The organism is Methylomonas koyamae, assembly GCF_006483455.1.
GTDB lineage: Bacteria > Pseudomonadota > Gammaproteobacteria > Methylococcales > Methylomonadaceae > Methylomonas > Methylomonas koyamae_B.
Genome location: NZ_PPPU01000028.1, coordinates 104,660 through 121,068, shown reverse-complemented (window position 1 = coordinate 121,068; position 16,409 = coordinate 104,660). Strand labels below are relative to the sequence as shown.

11 protein-coding genes are annotated in these 16,409 nt (G+C 59.9%); 5 read left to right on the top strand and 6 right to left on the bottom strand.

The features are described from left to right. Positions 1–17: 17 nt before the first annotated feature. Genes C2U68_RS15375 through C2U68_RS15360 form a run of 4 tightly spaced genes read left to right on the top strand, consistent with a single transcriptional unit; the run spans position 18 to position 9,029 of the window. On the top strand, positions 18–1,283 hold the full coding sequence (locus C2U68_RS15375) for an MdtA/MuxA family multidrug efflux RND transporter periplasmic adaptor subunit (RefSeq protein ID WP_140913351.1): 1,266 nt from the start codon (positions 18–20) through the stop codon (positions 1,281–1,283). 3 nt (positions 1,284–1,286) lie between these two features. Beyond that, positions 1,287–4,418 (top strand): MdtB/MuxB family multidrug efflux RND transporter permease subunit, encoded by a 3,132-nt coding sequence (locus C2U68_RS15370; protein ID WP_140913350.1) that lies wholly within the window; start codon positions 1,287–1,289, stop codon positions 4,416–4,418. Beyond that, entirely contained in the window at positions 4,415–7,543 is a 3,129-nt protein-coding gene (locus C2U68_RS15365) for an efflux RND transporter permease subunit (RefSeq protein ID WP_140913349.1), read from the top strand. Before C2U68_RS15370 ends, C2U68_RS15365 begins: the two co-directional genes overlap by 4 nt. Positions 7,544–7,547: 4 nt before the next feature. Continuing rightward, complete coding sequence (locus tag C2U68_RS15360; protein WP_140913348.1) at positions 7,548–9,029, top strand: efflux transporter outer membrane subunit; 1,482 nt, start codon at positions 7,548–7,550, stop codon at positions 9,027–9,029. Between the two features lie 98 nt (positions 9,030–9,127). Here C2U68_RS15360 and C2U68_RS15355 read toward each other — a convergent pair whose 3' ends face one another. Beyond that, a complete protein-coding gene (locus C2U68_RS15355; RefSeq protein WP_140913347.1) occupies positions 9,128–10,714 on the bottom strand; it encodes a GTPase in 1,587 nt (528 codons plus the stop codon). Then, the gene (locus C2U68_RS15350; protein WP_140913346.1) at positions 10,695–12,437 is read right to left on the bottom strand and encodes a GTPase; all 1,743 of its coding nucleotides are present in this window, start codon (positions 12,435–12,437) and stop codon (positions 10,695–10,697) included. Before C2U68_RS15350 ends, C2U68_RS15355 begins: the two co-directional genes overlap by 20 nt. A 115-nt stretch (positions 12,438–12,552) precedes the next feature. On the opposite strand from C2U68_RS15350, the gene C2U68_RS15345 reads away from it, so the two are divergent. Then, positions 12,553–12,987 carry a DUF6694 family lipoprotein gene (locus tag C2U68_RS15345; protein WP_140913345.1) on the top strand — a complete coding sequence of 145 codons (435 nt, stop codon included), beginning with the start codon at positions 12,553–12,555 and terminating at the stop codon, positions 12,985–12,987. Here the strand turns inward: C2U68_RS15345 and C2U68_RS15340 are convergent, their stop codons facing one another. The 4 genes from C2U68_RS15340 to C2U68_RS15325 all read right to left on the bottom strand — a co-directional run bounded on the left by C2U68_RS15340 (position 12,988) and on the right by C2U68_RS15325 (position 16,297). Continuing rightward, a complete protein-coding gene (locus C2U68_RS15340; RefSeq protein ID WP_140913344.1) occupies positions 12,988–13,653 on the bottom strand; it encodes a DUF2959 domain-containing protein in 666 nt (221 codons plus the stop codon). Further along, positions 13,646–14,209, bottom strand: a complete 564-nt coding sequence (locus tag C2U68_RS15335; protein WP_140913343.1) for a uridylate kinase — start codon at positions 14,207–14,209, stop codon at positions 13,646–13,648. Before C2U68_RS15335 ends, C2U68_RS15340 begins: the two co-directional genes overlap by 8 nt. Continuing rightward, entirely contained in the window at positions 14,206–15,579 is a 1,374-nt protein-coding gene (pabB, locus tag C2U68_RS15330) for an aminodeoxychorismate synthase component I (RefSeq protein ID WP_140913342.1), read from the bottom strand. The genes C2U68_RS15335 and pabB overlap by 4 nt, the downstream gene beginning before the upstream one ends. 175 nt (positions 15,580–15,754) lie before the next feature. Next, a complete protein-coding gene (locus C2U68_RS15325) occupies positions 15,755–16,297 on the bottom strand; it encodes a D-alanyl-D-alanine carboxypeptidase family protein (RefSeq protein ID WP_140913341.1) in 543 nt (180 codons plus the stop codon). Positions 16,298–16,409: the final 112 nt, after the last annotated feature.

Genomic DNA, 16,409 nt, shown 5'->3' with positions numbered 1-16,409 from the left:
TTAAATTGCACAACCGTATGACAAATCAAGCAACGACTCCGCCGACACGCGGCCAAAGCCGAATCCGGCTCTGGCTGGCAATCCTGCTGACGCTCAGTGCAGCCGGCACCGGCATCTATTTCCTTCAAGGGACAACCGCTCCGGACAAAAAAGCCGAGCGCGGCGCTAAAAGCAAACGCTTTGGCCAGGACGACGACGCACCGGCGGTGGTATCGGTCGCGACCGCGCGCAACGGCGATTTCCCGGTATACCTGAACGCGCTCGGCACCGTCACCGCGGTCCGCACCGTCACAGTCAAACCGCGGGTGGACGGCGAACTGGTCAAGGTTTATTTCAGCGAAGGCCAGCCGGTCAAGGCCGGCGACCTGCTGGCCGAAATCGACCCGCGGCCGTTTCAAGTACAGTTACAACAGGCTCAAGGCCAATTGCAACGCGACGAAGCGCTGTTGAAAAACGCCGAGCTGGACCAAGCCCGCTACCAAACCCTGCTGGAACAGGACTCGATCGCCGCCCAGCAAACCGTGACTCAAGAATCCTTGGTTAAACAATACCGCGGCAGCGTGGAAATGGATAAGGCCCAGGTCGACAACGCCAAATTACAACTAAGTTACGCCAAAGTGACCGCGCCGATTGCCGGCCGAGTCGGCTTACGGCAAATCGACCAGGGCAATATCGTCCGCGCCAGCGACGCCGCCGGCTTGGTCGTAATCACCCAAACCCAGCCGATCAACATCGTGTTCACCTTGGCGGAAGACCAATTGCCGGAGGTGGCGAAACACTACCGGTCAGGCAAAGACATTGGCGTCGAAGCCTATGACCGCAGCGGCAAAACCAAGCTCGCCGACGGCAAACTGATGGCGCTGGACAACCAGATCGACCCGACTACCGGCACCATCAAACTCAAAGCCCAATTCGACAACCGCGAACAAACCCTGTTCGCCAACCAGTTCGTTAACGTCAAAATGCACCTGGACACGCTGCGCGGGGTGACCCAAATTCCGGCCGCGGCACTGCAACACGACGCCCAAGGCCCCTTCGTCTTTATCGTCGACGGCGAAAACGTCGCTCATCTGCGCCGGATCGAACCGGGCCCGAGCAACGACGAAAAGATCGCGGTGCCGGCAGCACTGGCGGCCGGAGAGGCTCTGATCGTCAACGGCAGCGACCGGGTCAAGGACGGCAGCAAAGTCGATGTTGCCGAAAGGGACGGCCAGGCCGTTGCCGCCCCGGCCAACCCAAACCCGCCGGAAGGCGAAGCAGGCAAACGTCGGCGACGGGGATAATGCATGAGTTTCAGCGAACCGGGCAAGGCCGGTTTCAATCCGTCCAAGCTATTCATCCTGCGGCCGGTAGCAACCTCGCTGCTGATGTTCGCGCTATTGCTGGTCGGCGTGCTGGCCTACCGCTTGTTGCCGGTATCGGCGCTGCCGCAGGTCGATTATCCGACCATCCAGGTCACCACGCTCTACCCCGGCGCCAGCCCGGAAGTGATGACCGCCATCGTCACCGCGCCGTTGGAACGCCAATTCGGGCAAATGCCGGGCCTGACCCAAATGACTTCGACCAGCTCCGGCGGGGCGTCGGTCATCACTTTGCAGTTCAACCTAAACCTGGATTTGGACGTTGCCGAACAAACCGTGCAGGCTGCGATCAACGCCGCCGCCAATTTCCTGCCCAACGACTTGCCGCAGGCGCCGATTTACAGCAAGGTCAATCCGGCCGACACGCCGATCATGACCTTGGCGGTCAGCTCGAAGACGCTGCCACTGTTCAAAGTCGAAGACTTGGTCGATACCCGCATCGCCCAGAAAATCGCCCAGTTGCCCGGCGTGGGCATGGTCAGCATCAGCGGCGGCCAGCGGCCGGCGGTACGGATACAGGCCAACCACAAAGCCTTGGCGGCTTACGGCATCAGCCTGGAAGACGTCCGCGCCGCGATTGCCGCCGCCAACGTGGCTCAGCCCAAGGGCTCGATCAACGGCCCGGCTCGGGCGGCGGCGATAGACAGCAACGACCAATTACGCTCGGCCGCCGAATACCGCGAGTTGGTCGTGACCTACAAAAACGGCGCGCCGGTCAAGTTAGCCAACGTCGCCAACGTGGTCGACGCTGCCGAAAACGTCCGCTTGGCCGCTTGGGCTAACGACACCGCGGCGGTCATCGTCAACATTCAGCGCCAACCCGGCGCCAACGTGATCGAAGTCGTCGACCGCATCAAAGAATTACTCCCCAAATTGCAGGCCTCGCTGCCCGGCGGTATCGAAGTCTCGGCCTTGACCGACCGCACCGTCACCATCCGCGCCTCGGTCCACGACGTCCAATTCGAACTGCTGCTGGCGGTGGCGCTGGTGGTGATGGTGATCTTCCTGTTTTTGCGCAATATTCCGGCGACGATCATCCCCGGTGTCGCGGTGCCGCTGTCCTTGGTCGGCACTTTCGCGGCGATGTATCTGGCCGAATTCAGCATCAACAACCTGACCTTGATGGCGCTGACCATCGCCACCGGCTTTGTGGTGGACGATGCGATTGTGGTCATCGAAAACATCTCCCGCTACATCGAGCGCGGCGAATCGCCGCTGCAAGCCGCGTTGAAAGGCTCCGAGCAAATCGGCTTTACCATTATTTCGCTGACGTTTTCGCTGGTCGCGGTGTTGATTCCGCTGCTGTTCATGTCCGACGTGGTCGGCCGCTTGTTTCGGGAATTCGCGATTACCTTGGCGGTGGCGATTTTGATTTCCGCAGTGGTCTCGCTGACGCTGACGCCGATGATGTGCGCTAAATTATTGCGCAGCAGCCAGGCCGGGGCCGAGCCTGAAACCGGCTGGTTCGGCCGATTAATCGCGGTTTACGGCCGCACCCTGGAATGGGTGATGCGCCGGCAAACCGCCACGCTGTTGGTATTCTTTGCGACCGTGGCATTGACGGTGGCGATGTACCTGTGGATTCCGAAAGGCTTTTTCCCCAGCCAGGATACCGGCATCATTCAAGGCTTTTCCGAAGCGCCGCAGACCGTGTCGTTTCAGGCGCTGGCCGAGCAGCAGCAAAAGTTGGCAGCTGTCATCCTGGCCAACCCGGCGGTGGCAAGCCTGTCTTCCTTCATCGGCGTCGATGGTATCAACCCGACGCCGAACAGCGGCCGCTTCTTGATCAACTTAAAACCGCACGGGCAGCGGCCGCCGGCATCCACAGTCATCGCATCGTTGCAGCAACAAGTGGCGGGATTGGCGGGAATCGAGTTGTATCTGCAACCGGTGCAGGATTTGACGATGGAAAACCGCGTCACCCGCACCCAGTATCAATTTACCCTGGAAGGCGCCGATCGGGACGAACTGAACCGCTGGACCGGCAGATTAGTGGATGAGCTGAGCGCGAAGCCCGAATTCAGCGACGCGGTCAGCGACGTGCTGGATCAAGGCCGGCAAGTGTTCGTCGAAATAGACCGGGCCACGGCCAGCCGGCTCGGCGTCAGTACGGCGGCGATCGACAATGCCTTGTACAACGCCTACGGCCAGCGTCTGGTCTCGACCATCTTTACCCAGGCCAATCAGTACCGGGTGGTGTTGGAGGTCGATCCGGCCGAGCAAACCAGTCCGACGGCGCTGAACGAATTGCGGGTGCCCTCCAGCAATGGCAGCCAGGTGCCGCTATCGGCGATTGCCCAGCTGTCCGAGCAGCCGACCACCTTGGCGATCAACCATCTCGACCAATATCCGGTCAGCACCGTCTCCTTCAATCTGGCTCCCGGCTACGCGCTGGGCGATGCAATTGCCGCGATCGAAGCGGCCAAGCAGCATATCGAATTGCCGTTGTCGATCCGCAGCCAATACCAGGGCGCGGCCCAAGCCTTCACCGCCTCGTTAACCCATACCCTATGGCTGATTCTGGCGGCAATTGTGACGGTCTATATCGTCCTCGGTGTACTCTACGAAAGCTATATCCACCCGCTGACGATCCTGTCCACCCTGCCTTCGGCCGGCGTCGGCGCGCTGCTGGCCTTACAACTATCGAATAACGATCTGGGCATCATCGGCATCATCGGCATTATTTTGCTGATCGGCATCGTCAAGAAGAACGCGATCATGATGATCGACTTTGCACTGGACGCCGAACGCCAGCAAGGCCTGCCGCCGGAACAGGCTATTTTTCAGGCCTGTCTGCTGCGGTTCCGGCCGATTGTGATGACCACGCTGGCCGCGCTGCTCGGCGCCCTGCCGTTAATGCTGGGCAACGGCGTTGGTGCGGAACTGCGTCATCCGTTGGGTATCACCATGGTCGGCGGCTTGTTGCTCAGCCAGTTATTGACCCTTTACACCACACCGGTGATCTATCTGGCGATGGATCATCTGGCGCGGCGGGTGAAAACGGCATTCGGATTGGACGGCGACGATTCGGCCGAAGCCAACGGCGAGTCGCGATGAATCTGTCGGCATTGTTCATCCGCCGCCCGGTCGCCACCACGCTGCTGACCGTGGCGATTTCGCTGTGCGGGATACTAGCGTTTTTGAGTTTGCCGGTCTCGTCGCTGCCGCAGGTGGATTTCCCCACCGTTTCGGTGCAGGCGCAACTGCCCGGCGCCGACGCCGAAACCATGGCCACTACCGTCGCCACACCGCTGGAGCGGGCGTTGGGCCGCATCGCCGGCGTCACCGAGATGACTTCCAACAGTTCGCAAGGCTCCACCTCGATCACCCTGCAATTCGATTTAAACCGCGATATCGACGGCGCCTGCCGCGACGTGCAAGCCGCGATCAACGCCGCCGCCGGCATGCTGCCCAGCAACATGCCCAACCGGCCCAGCTACCGGCGCGACAATCCGTCCGACTCGCCGATCCTGATTCTGGCGTTGACCTCGGACAGCATTCCTCGCGGCCAGATGTACGATGCCGCCTCGACGCTGTTGTTGCAAAAAATTTCGCAAATTCCCGGTATCGGCCAAGTGCAGATCGGCGGCGCGGCCTTGCCGGCGGTGCGGGTGGAATTGAATCCCAACGCCCTCAGCCATTACGGCATAGGCTTGGACGACGTCCGCACCACCATCGCCCAGACCAACGTCACCCGGCCGAAAGGCGTGTTGGAAAACGCCGATACCCGTTGGCAGATTCAGGCCAACGACCAGGCGCGCAAGGCCGCAGAGTATCTGCCCTTGATTGTGGCTTACCGCAACGGTGCGCCGGTGCGGATCGCCGACCTGGGTCAGGCGGTCGATTCGGTCGAAGACCTGCGCAACACCGGCCTGCATAACGGCAAGCCCTCGGTATTGCTGATCATCCGCAAGCAGGCGCTGGCCAATGTGATCCAAACTGTAGACCAGGTGTTGGCAGTGATGCCGCAACTGAAAGCGGCATTGCCGGGCAACATCGAATTGTCGGTGGTGGTGGACCGCTCGCTGTCGATCCGGGCCTCGATCCGGGAAGTCGAACACGGCCTGTTCGTTGCGGTAGCGTTGGTGATCCTGGTGGTGCTCGTGTTTCTGCGTAACCCGCGCTCGGCGCTGGTGCCGATCGTCGCCGTACCCGCCTCCCTGCTCGGCGCCTGCGGCGTGATGTATTTGTGCGGTTTCAGCCTGAACAATCTGACCCTGATGGCGCTGACCGTTGCCACCGGCTTCGTGGTCGACGATGCCATCGTGGTCGTCGAGAACAGCAACCGCCATATCGAACAAGGGGTGCCGCCGTTCCGGGCCGCGCTGCTGGCGGCCAACGAAGTCGGTTTCACCGTATTGTCGATGAGCGTATCGTTGGTGGCGGTATTCCTGCCCATCCTGCTGATGGGCGGCGTGCCGGGCCGTTTGTTCCGCGAATTCGGCGTAACCCTGTCGGCAGCGGTATTGGTATCGCTGCTGGTTTCATTGACGACCACGCCGATGCTGTGCGCGCGCTGGCTGGGTCGCGACGGCGGGCAACACGGCCGCCTCTATTATGCAATCGGCGCCGGCTTCGACCGGCTGCAACATCTGTACCGCACCAGCCTGGCTTGGACTTTGCGCCACGGCCGGTTCATACTGGTGTTGCTGCTGGCGACGATAGGCCTGAACGTTTATCTTTATATCCATATCGACAAAGGCTTTTTTCCGACCCAGGACGGCGGCCGACTGCTGGGCGAAATTCAAACCGATCAGAACACCTCGTTCCAAACCTTGCAAAAGCAGTTCGGCCAGATCTCGGACATCTTGCTGAAAGACCCGGCGGTGGCCAACGTCGCCGGCTTCGCCGGCAGCTCGCAAAGCGCGAACAGTGCCCGGATATTCATCACCTTGAAACCGCACCAACAGCGCGACGGGATCGACATCGTCATGGAGCGACTACGCAAGGCGGCCGGGCGGATACCCGGCGCCAATCTCCACATATCGCCGTCGCAAGAATTGCGCATCGGCGGCCGGCCGTCGTTCGGCCTGATCGATTACGCGCTGCAAGCCGACGATCTGCAACTGCTCCGGGAATGGACGCCCAAGGTACAGGCCGCCTTTGCCAAATTGGCGGAATTGAGCGACGTCAGCACCAGCCAGCAGGATAAAGGCGAACAGATCGGGCTGACGGTCAACCGCGATCTGGCCGCGCGCTACGGTGTCAGCCAGGCCTTGATCGATAGCAGCCTGAACAGCGCCTTCGGCCAGCGTCAGGTGTCGGTGATCTACAACCCGTTAAACCAGTATCGGGTGATCATGGAAGTAGCGCCGCAATACTGGCAGTCGACCGAGACCTTGAAACAACTCTATATCAGTGCGCCCGGCCAAGCCGGCAGCGGCGGACCCAACCAAGCCAAGCAAATTCCGTTGTCCGCGCTGGCCAGTTTTGCGCCGAGCAATACGCCGTTAACGGTGCGCCATCAGGGCCAGTTTGCCGTCGGCGAATTGTCGTTCAACCTGAAACCCGGCGTATCCATGTCGACCGCCAGCGCCGCGATCGAGCAGACATTGCGCGACATCGGCCTGCCGGCCAACATCACTGCCGGCTTTCAAGGCTCGGGCAAGGCCTTTCAGGAGGCGCTCCGCAACCAACCCTGGCTGATTCTGGCGGCGCTGCTCAGCATTTACATCGTGCTCGGCATCCTCTACGAGAGCCTGACGCATCCGTTCACCATTCTTTCGACCCTGCCATCAGCCGGCGTCGGTGCCCTTCTCGCGTTGATAGCCTGCGGCAAAGAATTCAGCATCATTGCGCTGATCGGGGTGATTTTGCTGATCGGCATCGTCAAGAAAAACGCCATCATGATGATCGATTTTGCTTTGCAGGCCGAACGCGAACACGGCCTGAGCTCGCACGACGCCATTTTCGAAGCCTGCCTGCTACGGTTCCGGCCGATTCTGATGACGACCTTGGCCGCGTTATTCGGCGCGCTGCCTCTGGCCTTGGGCAGCGGTTACGGCGCGGAATTGCGGCAGCCGTTGGGCATAGCGATTATCGGCGGTCTGGTTTTCAGCCAACTGCTGACCTTGTATACCACGCCGGTGGTGTATCTTTACCTGGACCGTTTCCGGCTCTGGCTCAACGGCCGTTTCAGCAACCCGACCGCCCGTCCGGCGGCGAATTCCCAGCCACTGTAATTTCATGCGTCCACGACAAAAAACTGCCGCAGTCTGTTGCTTGCTGACCTTGCCATTGGCCGCCTGCACGGTCGGTCCCGATTACGTCCGCCCGCAAGCTACGATCAGCGACGAATTCAAGGAAGCCAAAGGCTGGAAGCCGGCCCAGCCGCGCGACAGCGGATTGCCGGGCAAATGGTGGGAAATTTTCGGCGACCCGCTGTTAAACAGCCTGGAAGAACAGGTCGCCGGCGCCAACCAGTCCGTGATTCAAGCTGAGGCCCAATACCGCCAAGCCCAGCATCTGGTGCAATCGGCGCAATCGTCGCTGTTGCCGGTGGCTACATTGACCGGCAGCTTCAATCGTTTCAAAGCCGCGACCGGCCAAAATGTCGCCGTTGCCGGCGTACGCAATCTATTCGGCCAGGCGGTGGGGATCGCCTGGGAGCCGGACTTATGGGGCCGGGTCCGCCGCCAATTGGAAGCCAATACCGACAGCGCCCAAGCCAGCGCCGCCACCTTGCACGGCTTGATTCTGTCCAGCCAAGCCACGTTAGCCGACAATTACTTTCAATTGAAGACATTGGACGCGCAGAAGGCACTGCTCGATGAAACCATCGCCGCGTTCGCCAAAACCCTGGAAATCACCAAAAACCGCTATGCGGTTGGCGTTGCCGCCAAAGCCGACGTGGTCCAGGCCGAAACCCAGTTGGAAACGGTGCGCGCCCAAGCCATCGACCTGGGGGTGCAACGCGCTAAACTGGAGCATGCAATCGCAGTATTGATCGGTAAAACACCGGCCGAATTGGCTTTGGCCCCGGCGCCGCTGAACGCGCAACCGCCCGGTATTCCGGTCAGCCTGCCGTCGGAGTTGCTGGAGCGCCGGCCGGACATCGCCGCTGCAGAACGCCAGATCGCCGCCGCCAACGCCCAAATCGGCGTCGCCAAGGCCGCCTATTACCCGACGTTGAATCTGGCCGGCACCAACGGCTTCCAATCCGGCGACCCCGGCAATCTGTTTACGATGGCCCGGCGCTACTGGTCATTGGGTCCGGCCGGGCTGGCCCTGACCCTATTCGACGGCGGCGTGACGAACGCCCAATACAAACAGGCCATCGCCGCCTACGACGCCAGCGTCGCCGCTTACCGGCAGACCGTGCTGACCGGGTTTCAGGAAGTGGAGGACAATTTGGCCGCGTTACGGATTCTGGAACAGGAAACCGAAGTCCAGGACAAGGCGGTCGCCAACGCCAAACAAGCCCTGGCTTTGACCAACAACCAATACCAAGCCGGCACGGTCAGTTATTTGAACGTGATGACCGCGCAAACCGCCGCGCTGGCCAATCAACAAACCGCCGTGCAGTTATTGGGGCAGCGCCTGTCGGCGGCGATACAACTGGTCAAAGCCCTCGGCGGCGGCTGGAACGAAACCCTGCTGCCGACCGCAGACCAGGCCGACGGCGAGCGGAAATGGACCGACTATTTGATTCTGCCGCTGGTGGAGTAAACCGGCCAAGCAAGCCGGTTTGGCGGCAAGGCGGCATTCGGCCGGTTCCAGTGATTGTGGCAGGCAGGGAATATGAACGGCACCCGTTGCGAAATCGGTTAACCGCCATCGGCCAACAATACCCGGCCCAATAGACTCTGGGTTTCGATCGCCGCCTCCGGCGCCACGGCGCAACGCGCGATCAGCCCCTGCAACTCTGCACGCAGCGCTTGGTTACCCTGTTGTTCCGAAGCCAGTATTTGGCGGATATCGGCCGACACCGCCGCCAAGGCCGATTGCAACCCCTTGTGCAAGCCCTTTAATGCCGCGTTATACAACGAAGGCTGAATTTTCTTGTGCAAGAAAAACGGAATCAGCCAACTCAAACCGATCAGCAGCACGCTGTGCACGGCAAAGTCGGTACCGAGGTAGGCGCTGTTTTCGGCGGCACTGTGGTAGTAGCCGGAAAAAACCTGATAGCCGACCACTCCCATTGCCGCCAGCGGCAGTAAGGTTTCGCCGACAGCCGCGGCCTTCATCAGCAGACGCTGGGCGCCGTTGCCGGGATTCAACATCGCTTGGCGCCCGGCCAGTTCGGTTTGGGCGGCCAGGGTCTTACCGGCGTTCTCGCGGATAGTCTGCAGCGCGGACTTCAGCGGTTTGGTCGGCAAATTGGCTTGCGCCGCCTGCAGAATCAGTTCGTCGAGCATATCGTTCAGCCGGTTTTGCGCCCATTCGTCCCATAACGAAATCTCGGCGTTCTGGCCAAGCTTGTCCGCCCAACACTTGGCAAGCTGCTGCATGGCCCAGGCCAACCCCTGATGCAAATTCGCTTCCGTTTGCGGCCATAGCGCGTCGAGATTAGTCTGTAAGGCGCCAAAATCGCGGCCGTCGATCTCGGCGGCCAGCTGTTGCAAGGTTTGCTGCAGGCGTCTAAGCCGCAGTTGCTGATTGCGGCGTTCCAAGCGGGCAACGTTATGCCGGCCGGACAACTGTCGCAATTGCTCCAGCAACAGACCGAATTCGTCGCCATCCGGTTCGCTGCAACTGGTACGGAACAGCAAGGGGTCGGCGAAGCCGGCCTTGGCCAGCTGCTGTTTGAAGTCGTCGTATTGCACGGCCAGGCCGCGGTCCCATTGGTTCATGACGAACAACCAGGCGTGTTTGGCGCCCTCCGCCAGCAGCAATTGCCAAGCCTTATTGTCGCGATAACGTTCCGGACTGACCACGTACAGTAATACGTCGATATGCGGCAGCCATTCCAGCACCAAGCGTTTGTTGCCGAGTTCGACGCTATCGAAATCCGGCATGTCGATCCAGACGATATGGCTATTGCTCTCATCGTGGTGACGGCTGATTTTGATGCTGTCCAGCGGCAAACCCTCCGGCAGTTTATCGATGCTCAGGCTCTGGTGATGGTAGAGCGTCACTTCCCGCGAGGTCGGCCGTTCGATGCCGGCCCTGGCGATGGCCTGGCCGGCCAGGCGGTTTAACAGGCTGCTCTTGCCGACGCCGGTCCCGCCCATGAAGGCGACGATCAGCGGCATGTCGGTTTGACCGCTGTCGGGCTTAAACAATGGCCCCGAGCCGGCTTGATCCAGGTTGTCGAACAGTCCGGCCTGTTCCGCGCTTATCCGGCCGTGGGCAGCGGCGTTTGTCGCCCAGCGTTGGGCATCGGCCACCAATTCAGAGTATGCGCAAGCCATGTTTCTTCTCTTTCAGCGCCAGCTCTGCGGCATGGCATTGTTGTTCGGAGATGTTGAACCGGGTCTGGCTATGCACGGCAAGCGGCAGTTGGTACAAACGCTGCCCCAGACAGTCGTCGAATAAGGTATTTTTCACGGTAGTGAATTGGTGCTGTTTCAATTCGGCTTCGACCCGATGCATGTAACTGCCGATGGCGCTTTCCGCCAGCAGCGAGGTGATGGTCAAGATCAACGGCGTAATCACCAAATCTTGCACGCCGATGCCGCCGGCCTGAATCGCCAGCAGCATCGCGCCGGCGTCGGTGGTGGCTCGGGTCGCGCGCAGACTGTTCAGAATCAGCGGCTGATCCTGCAATTTGCGGTACAGGCGTTGCGCGGCGGCTTCGACGTCCTGCTGGAAATCTTGGTGGTAACTATCGACCGCGCGTTGGTAGGCCAGCAGAATTTCGCCGCGGCGTTGGCGCAAAGCCATCGCGTTTTCCCGCCACCAATAGCTGTCGGCCGGCTCGGTTTCGGTCTTTTCCAGCACCCGGTCGGCCAGCCGGATCAGCAAATGCTCGCCCAATTGCTGCAACACCGCCAGTTCGTGACTGGGATTGGCCGCCGATTTGGCATTGCCCCAATCCAGCAATTTGCGAAACGGCCAAGTCATGGCCCGTCGGGTCTTGCCCAATACCCGCGCCAAGCCGGGAATCTCCAACAGCGTCAGCAGATTCAACAATGCATTCTGGAAGGTCTGGTAGTGATGGGGGTGATTTAAATAATCGCGCCGGTAGTCTTGCAACGCGTCGGCCAGACATTGGTCCACCAGGGTCTGCCAATGGCGTTGGGCGTGGTGCTCGCTGAATACCGGCTCTAGCCAAGGCAGCCAATAGCGGCTGACAAGCTGTTGCTGCTTGACCGAATGCTTGTTCCTGATGACTTTCTGCGTCAGCTCGGCGACCGCGCTACCCGCGCGGGCCGGCCATTGCGGCTGGGCCGGGGCTTTCTGGAACAAGATCCCCAGCATCGGCGGCGGCGGATCGGCCCGGGTTTGCCGCCATTTGTCGCGCAACGATTCCAAAATGACCGCCTCGCTGCCTTCCATCAGCTTATTGACGCAAATCAGGGTCGGCTGTTGGTAAGCCTCGATGAATTTCATCAACTCCCAAACCGATTGGTCGGCGTATTTTTCCTTGCTGACCACCAAAATCACCGCGTCGGCCAAGGCGATGGTGCGGACCACGCCCTCCCGGTAATCGGCGGAGTCGATCGAGTCGAAATCCGGGGTATCCCACAGTACACAGTCGGGTAGCAAGGCGGAAACGTTGCCGCAGGGACTCAGCGAATAACAATCGTAACGCCCCGGCCGTAACGCGTCGCGCCCCAGCTGCTGGAAACGGCCGAAATAATGCTGCAGGCCGTCGCAAGCCTCCGCTGCCACTCGATGACAGAAGCCCTGGGCATGGACCGTATAGCCGGCCAAAGGGCTGACGCCCGCGCTATCGCTATTCAACAACAAATTGACGACCGAACTTTTCCCGGCCTGGGTCGGGCCGATCACGGCAATCTGCAAAGGCAAGCCCGGCTGGTTTTCCAGCAGCTGGCCTTTGCGGATGAAGGCTTCGGCGTGGAGTAACTGTTCTATGCGTTGCTGGTATTCCCCGAAGCGGGAATGTTTTCGATCCAACTGCTGTAGCACAATTTCGTAACGCTGTTTGAGAAGTTGGATAAAATCCAGCATGTGGTAAGCTTGTGTTTTTAATTACCGAGTAATTTGGTTTGTTGGGTGACCCGCATTACAACCATTATAAATACAAAAATCGGGTTTGTTTATTTAGCCACTGGGGGGCTGCACTATGAAAAAAGCGTCAACGGTATTGGTTTTACTGCTCTGTTCGGTGATGGTCGGTTGCAATAAAAGCAACCAGATCAACGGCAGCAGCATGAAAACCGTCAACAGGTCGATCAGCCATATCAAGGAAAAATTGCCGCTGGACCAACGCATCGAATTCGAAGTGTCGTTCTGGACTCTGCGCGACGAGATCCGCAGCAACCAGGAGTTCCTGGACGCAATTGACGGCAAAACCCCCGAACAGTTGATAGAAACCGGCAAGGAATTGTTCGCCAAACGCAAGTCGTCCGGCAACAAAGAGTACGCTCAATACGAATCCTGGGACCAAATGATTACCCAGTATTCGCAAGAGCGCATCGACCAAAACCGCAAGAAAACGCCTGACGCCCGCGATAAAAACCCGCCGGCACGGGTCGATTACAAAATGCACGCGATGTAATTACTTGCGTACGGCCACCGGGGCCGGCAGTTGCTTCTGATCCGCAAGGACGGCAACGAACAGGCTGGCCTCGGTAATGGTTTTCTCCATCACCTCGATCAACTTCGAAATATCCACGCCAATCTCGACGAACTCGTGCCGCAACGCTGCAATGGCATGGGCATTGAGGTTGTGCTTCAAAAACAGCACCTGGTCCTGAAACGCCGCCAATACCGGCACCATCCGATTTTCCGCAGTTTGCAGCGCCTTGAGTAAACGCGCATATTGCTGGCGGGATTTTTTCAATTGCTGCTGGCTGCGGGCACGCAAAGCCCGATTGCTGTACAAATCCAGCTCCGCTTCCCATTCGGCAAACAAGGCCTCGCTGACCTCCTCCACCGCCTGTATCTTTTGGCTGACGGTGTCGGCCTTGCTGCGGCAGACATCGTAGCGCCGCTTCAATTGCTGGTAGCGTTGTTCCAACGAACTCTCCGGCAAATGCACCAGGGTTTTGAATTTATCCAGCGCCTCGACGAATTGGTCGCGGCTATCTTTCAGGCTATGACAGGCCTGGTCGACCTGCATCACGACGATGTCGCGTTTATGGTGGCCGAGCAGGGACTCCCGGCTCTGGTAATACGCTTTGCGCAAGCGCCGGTTCAGAAGGGCTTTCAGGAAATTAATCATGATGGAACACGAAGTCGTCTTTATTGACCACGCTGATTTTACAGGAAGCGGCGTCAGCGAAACGGGCAAAAGCCGGATCAAGGATGCCTTGCCGCTGCAATTCCGGCCAGTCGGTCCCGGCCGCGACCGGCGCCGACTTGACCACCACCAATTCGTCGGCCGCAATCCGCCCGGCCAGCCAGGCGGCCAGACTGTCCGAGGTGACGTCCCAACTAGCCGGAACTCCGGCCGCATCCAATTCGGCGACTTGCGGCGCCCAGACCCAGGTTTTGGCCGCCGCCCCGGCTGCAAGCGAGTCGGTAGCTACCAGGATTTCCAGCTCGGGCAGCAGCCCGCGCATCAATTCGGCCATCTGCTGCATCGCCAGTAAGGCCATCCGGTGCGCCGCGACTTCGTCGAACCGATAATCGCGTTGCGCGGCGCGAACCTGGTCGGCAAACCGGCCGCCGCCCGGAACGATGACTTTAAGTCCCGGCCGCCGCGCCACCGCCGCCAAACAAGCCGGCAATGCCGCCGTTTCCAACAAGCTGCCGCCTAGTTTGACGACGCAAATCATTCGCTAAATTGCGCCAACACCTGCAACAGTGCCGCCGCTTTATCGAAGCATTCCTGATATTCTGCGTCCAGTACCGAATCATTGACGATGCCGCCGCCGGCCCAGAAGCGAATCGTGCCGCGGTTGTGCACCAGGGTCCGGATCGCGATATTGGTGTCCATATTGCCGTCGAAGCCGACGTAGCCGATCGCACCGCAATAAACTCCGCGCCGATGCGGTTCCAATTCCTCGATGATTTCCATGGCCCGGATTTTCGGCGCGCCGGTGATTGAGCCGCCCGGAAAACAACTGCGCAACAAATCCAGCGCATGCTGGCCGGGCGCCAACTGGCCGGTGACGGTACTGACCAAGTGATGCACGGTGGCGTAGCTTTCCACTGCGAACAAATTCGGCACCCAGACCGAACCTTTCCGGCAACACTTGCCCAAGTCGTTACGCAGCAAATCGACGATCATCACGTTTTCCGCCCTGTCCTTGGCGCTAGCCACCAAGTCTTCGATCTGGGCTTGATCCTGTTCCGGGTCCGCACGGCGCGGGCGGGTACCCTTGATCGGCTTGGTTTCGACCGCGCCGTCGGTCACTTTCAAAAAACGCTCGGGCGACGAACTCAATACCTGGACGTCCGGCAGATTCAAATAGGCGCTGAACGGCGCGGCATTGATCCGCCGCAGCACCTCGAAGGCCTGCCACGGCTCGCCGACGCAGGCGCTGCTGAAACGCTGGGTCAGATTGATCTGGTAGCAATCGCCTTCTTTCAAATAATCTTTGATTTTGTTGAAGGCCGCCGCATATTGGCGCTTGTCCATGTTGGCGGCAGGCGCCTGCAACACCCGGAAAGCTGCAGTCGGACCCTGTGGCGATCGTTGGCTGAACTCGGCGATTAAGCGTTGTAGCAGTTCATCGGTCAAACCGTAACCGACCAGCCAGCTTTGCTGTTGCTGATGATCGACGACCACCGCCCAACGGTAAATGCCGACCGCCATGTCGGCAATGCCCTCGGCGTCCGCGGCGATGGCAGGTAATTTTTCGATACGCCGGGCCAAGTCGTAGGCAAAGTAACCGATCGCCCCGCCGCAGAACGGCAAACCGTCGATTGCCGGCAATACCTGTCCCAGTTGCTGCTTCAACAATTCGAACGGGTCCGCAGCGCTTTCGACGACCTGCCCGTCGCGTTCGATCCTGGTCAGGTTGCCGTAGGTTTGCAGAGTGGTTACGGGCGCATAAGCCAGAATATCGTAACGGTCCTGACGACTGTGAGGTTGCGCGCTATCCAGGAACACCGCCCACGGCAGATGGGCAATAGGGGCGAATAATTGCGCGCTGTCCGAAAAATACGGCAGCGGATGTTTAGTGGGTTTGGCTAGAAGCATTAAACGCGGATGCAGGGCCGGCTTGACCGGCAAGGACGTGATTGAACACCGCAAGATTTTATACCAGCCGCCGGCTTTAACCAAACCCGCCGACCCGACTCGCCCGGAAAGGCCCTTAGCCGGCAACGGCCGGATTTAAAAAATGCGACCTTAGCGATAGCGCCGGCCGCAAATCTTAAGAAATATCTTGATAACACCAATGCCAAGGCTCGTAGCGATAACCCGAGGCGTTGTCCGGCGGATAGGACATGACGAAACCGAAGCGATTGGCGTTGACCTGCAACCAGGCGAAAGCAGCGGTCAGTTCGAAGCCCTGTTGCACCGCCGGCGCATCCGGGCAGGTCAAATCCACGGCGCGGCCGGTGTGGTGTTCGCTGTAGCCGGGCGGCGCCAGCACGGTCAGGATCTCGGCAATTGCCGCGCCGGCGTCGAGCTTGGCGCGGATGATCTCGGCCTGGCGTTCCACGCTGCGGTAGGCCGAGATCAGGTAAATCTCGATGCCGTCGGCCGCTGCGGCGGCCTTCATCGCCTGCCAGGCGCGGCCGGCGGCGGGGGTCATTAGAAACGCCCTGCCTTTATGGTCGAGGTCGGCGACGGCCAAGCGTTCCGCCGCGGGATACAGGCGCAGGCCGCGGGCTTCGACCGCTTCGACGGCAATTCCCAGCGCGGCGCAGACCGCGCGCGGATCGTAGCTTACGGTTTCGGGATGATTGCTCATCTCAGCTCCGGTTGGCCGAACCATTCGCCGCTTGGACTGTTGTCGACCGCCGGCCTGACGTAATCCGGCGCCGCCGGTTTCGCAATGCAATCAATGAATTCGATGCGGGCTT

What these genes read in the sequence shown, in the direction of transcription:
- C2U68_RS15335 (WP_140913343.1), bottom strand. Translation starts at nt 14,209, where the DNA reads ATGATTTGCGTCGTCAAACTAGGCGGCAGCTTGTTGGAAACGGCGGCA.
- C2U68_RS15345 (WP_140913345.1), top strand. Translation starts at nt 12,553, where the DNA reads ATGAAAAAAGCGTCAACGGTATTGGTTTTACTGCTCTGTTCGGTGATG.
- C2U68_RS15340 (WP_140913344.1), bottom strand. Translation starts at nt 13,653, where the DNA reads ATGATTAATTTCCTGAAAGCCCTTCTGAACCGGCGCTTGCGCAAAGCG.
- pabB (WP_140913342.1), bottom strand. Translation starts at nt 15,579, where the DNA reads ATGCTTCTAGCCAAACCCACTAAACATCCGCTGCCGTATTTTTCGGAC.
- C2U68_RS15375 (WP_140913351.1), top strand. Translation starts at nt 18, where the DNA reads ATGACAAATCAAGCAACGACTCCGCCGACACGCGGCCAAAGCCGAATC.
- C2U68_RS15370 (WP_140913350.1), top strand. Translation starts at nt 1,287, where the DNA reads ATGAGTTTCAGCGAACCGGGCAAGGCCGGTTTCAATCCGTCCAAGCTA.
- C2U68_RS15350 (WP_140913346.1), bottom strand. Translation starts at nt 12,437, where the DNA reads ATGCTGGATTTTATCCAACTTCTCAAACAGCGTTACGAAATTGTGCTA.
- C2U68_RS15355 (WP_140913347.1), bottom strand. Translation starts at nt 10,714, where the DNA reads ATGGCTTGCGCATACTCTGAATTGGTGGCCGATGCCCAACGCTGGGCG.
- C2U68_RS15325 (WP_140913341.1), bottom strand. Translation starts at nt 16,297, where the DNA reads ATGAGCAATCATCCCGAAACCGTAAGCTACGATCCGCGCGCGGTCTGC.
- C2U68_RS15365 (WP_140913349.1), top strand. Translation starts at nt 4,415, where the DNA reads ATGAATCTGTCGGCATTGTTCATCCGCCGCCCGGTCGCCACCACGCTG.
- C2U68_RS15360 (WP_140913348.1), top strand. Translation starts at nt 7,548, where the DNA reads ATGCGTCCACGACAAAAAACTGCCGCAGTCTGTTGCTTGCTGACCTTG.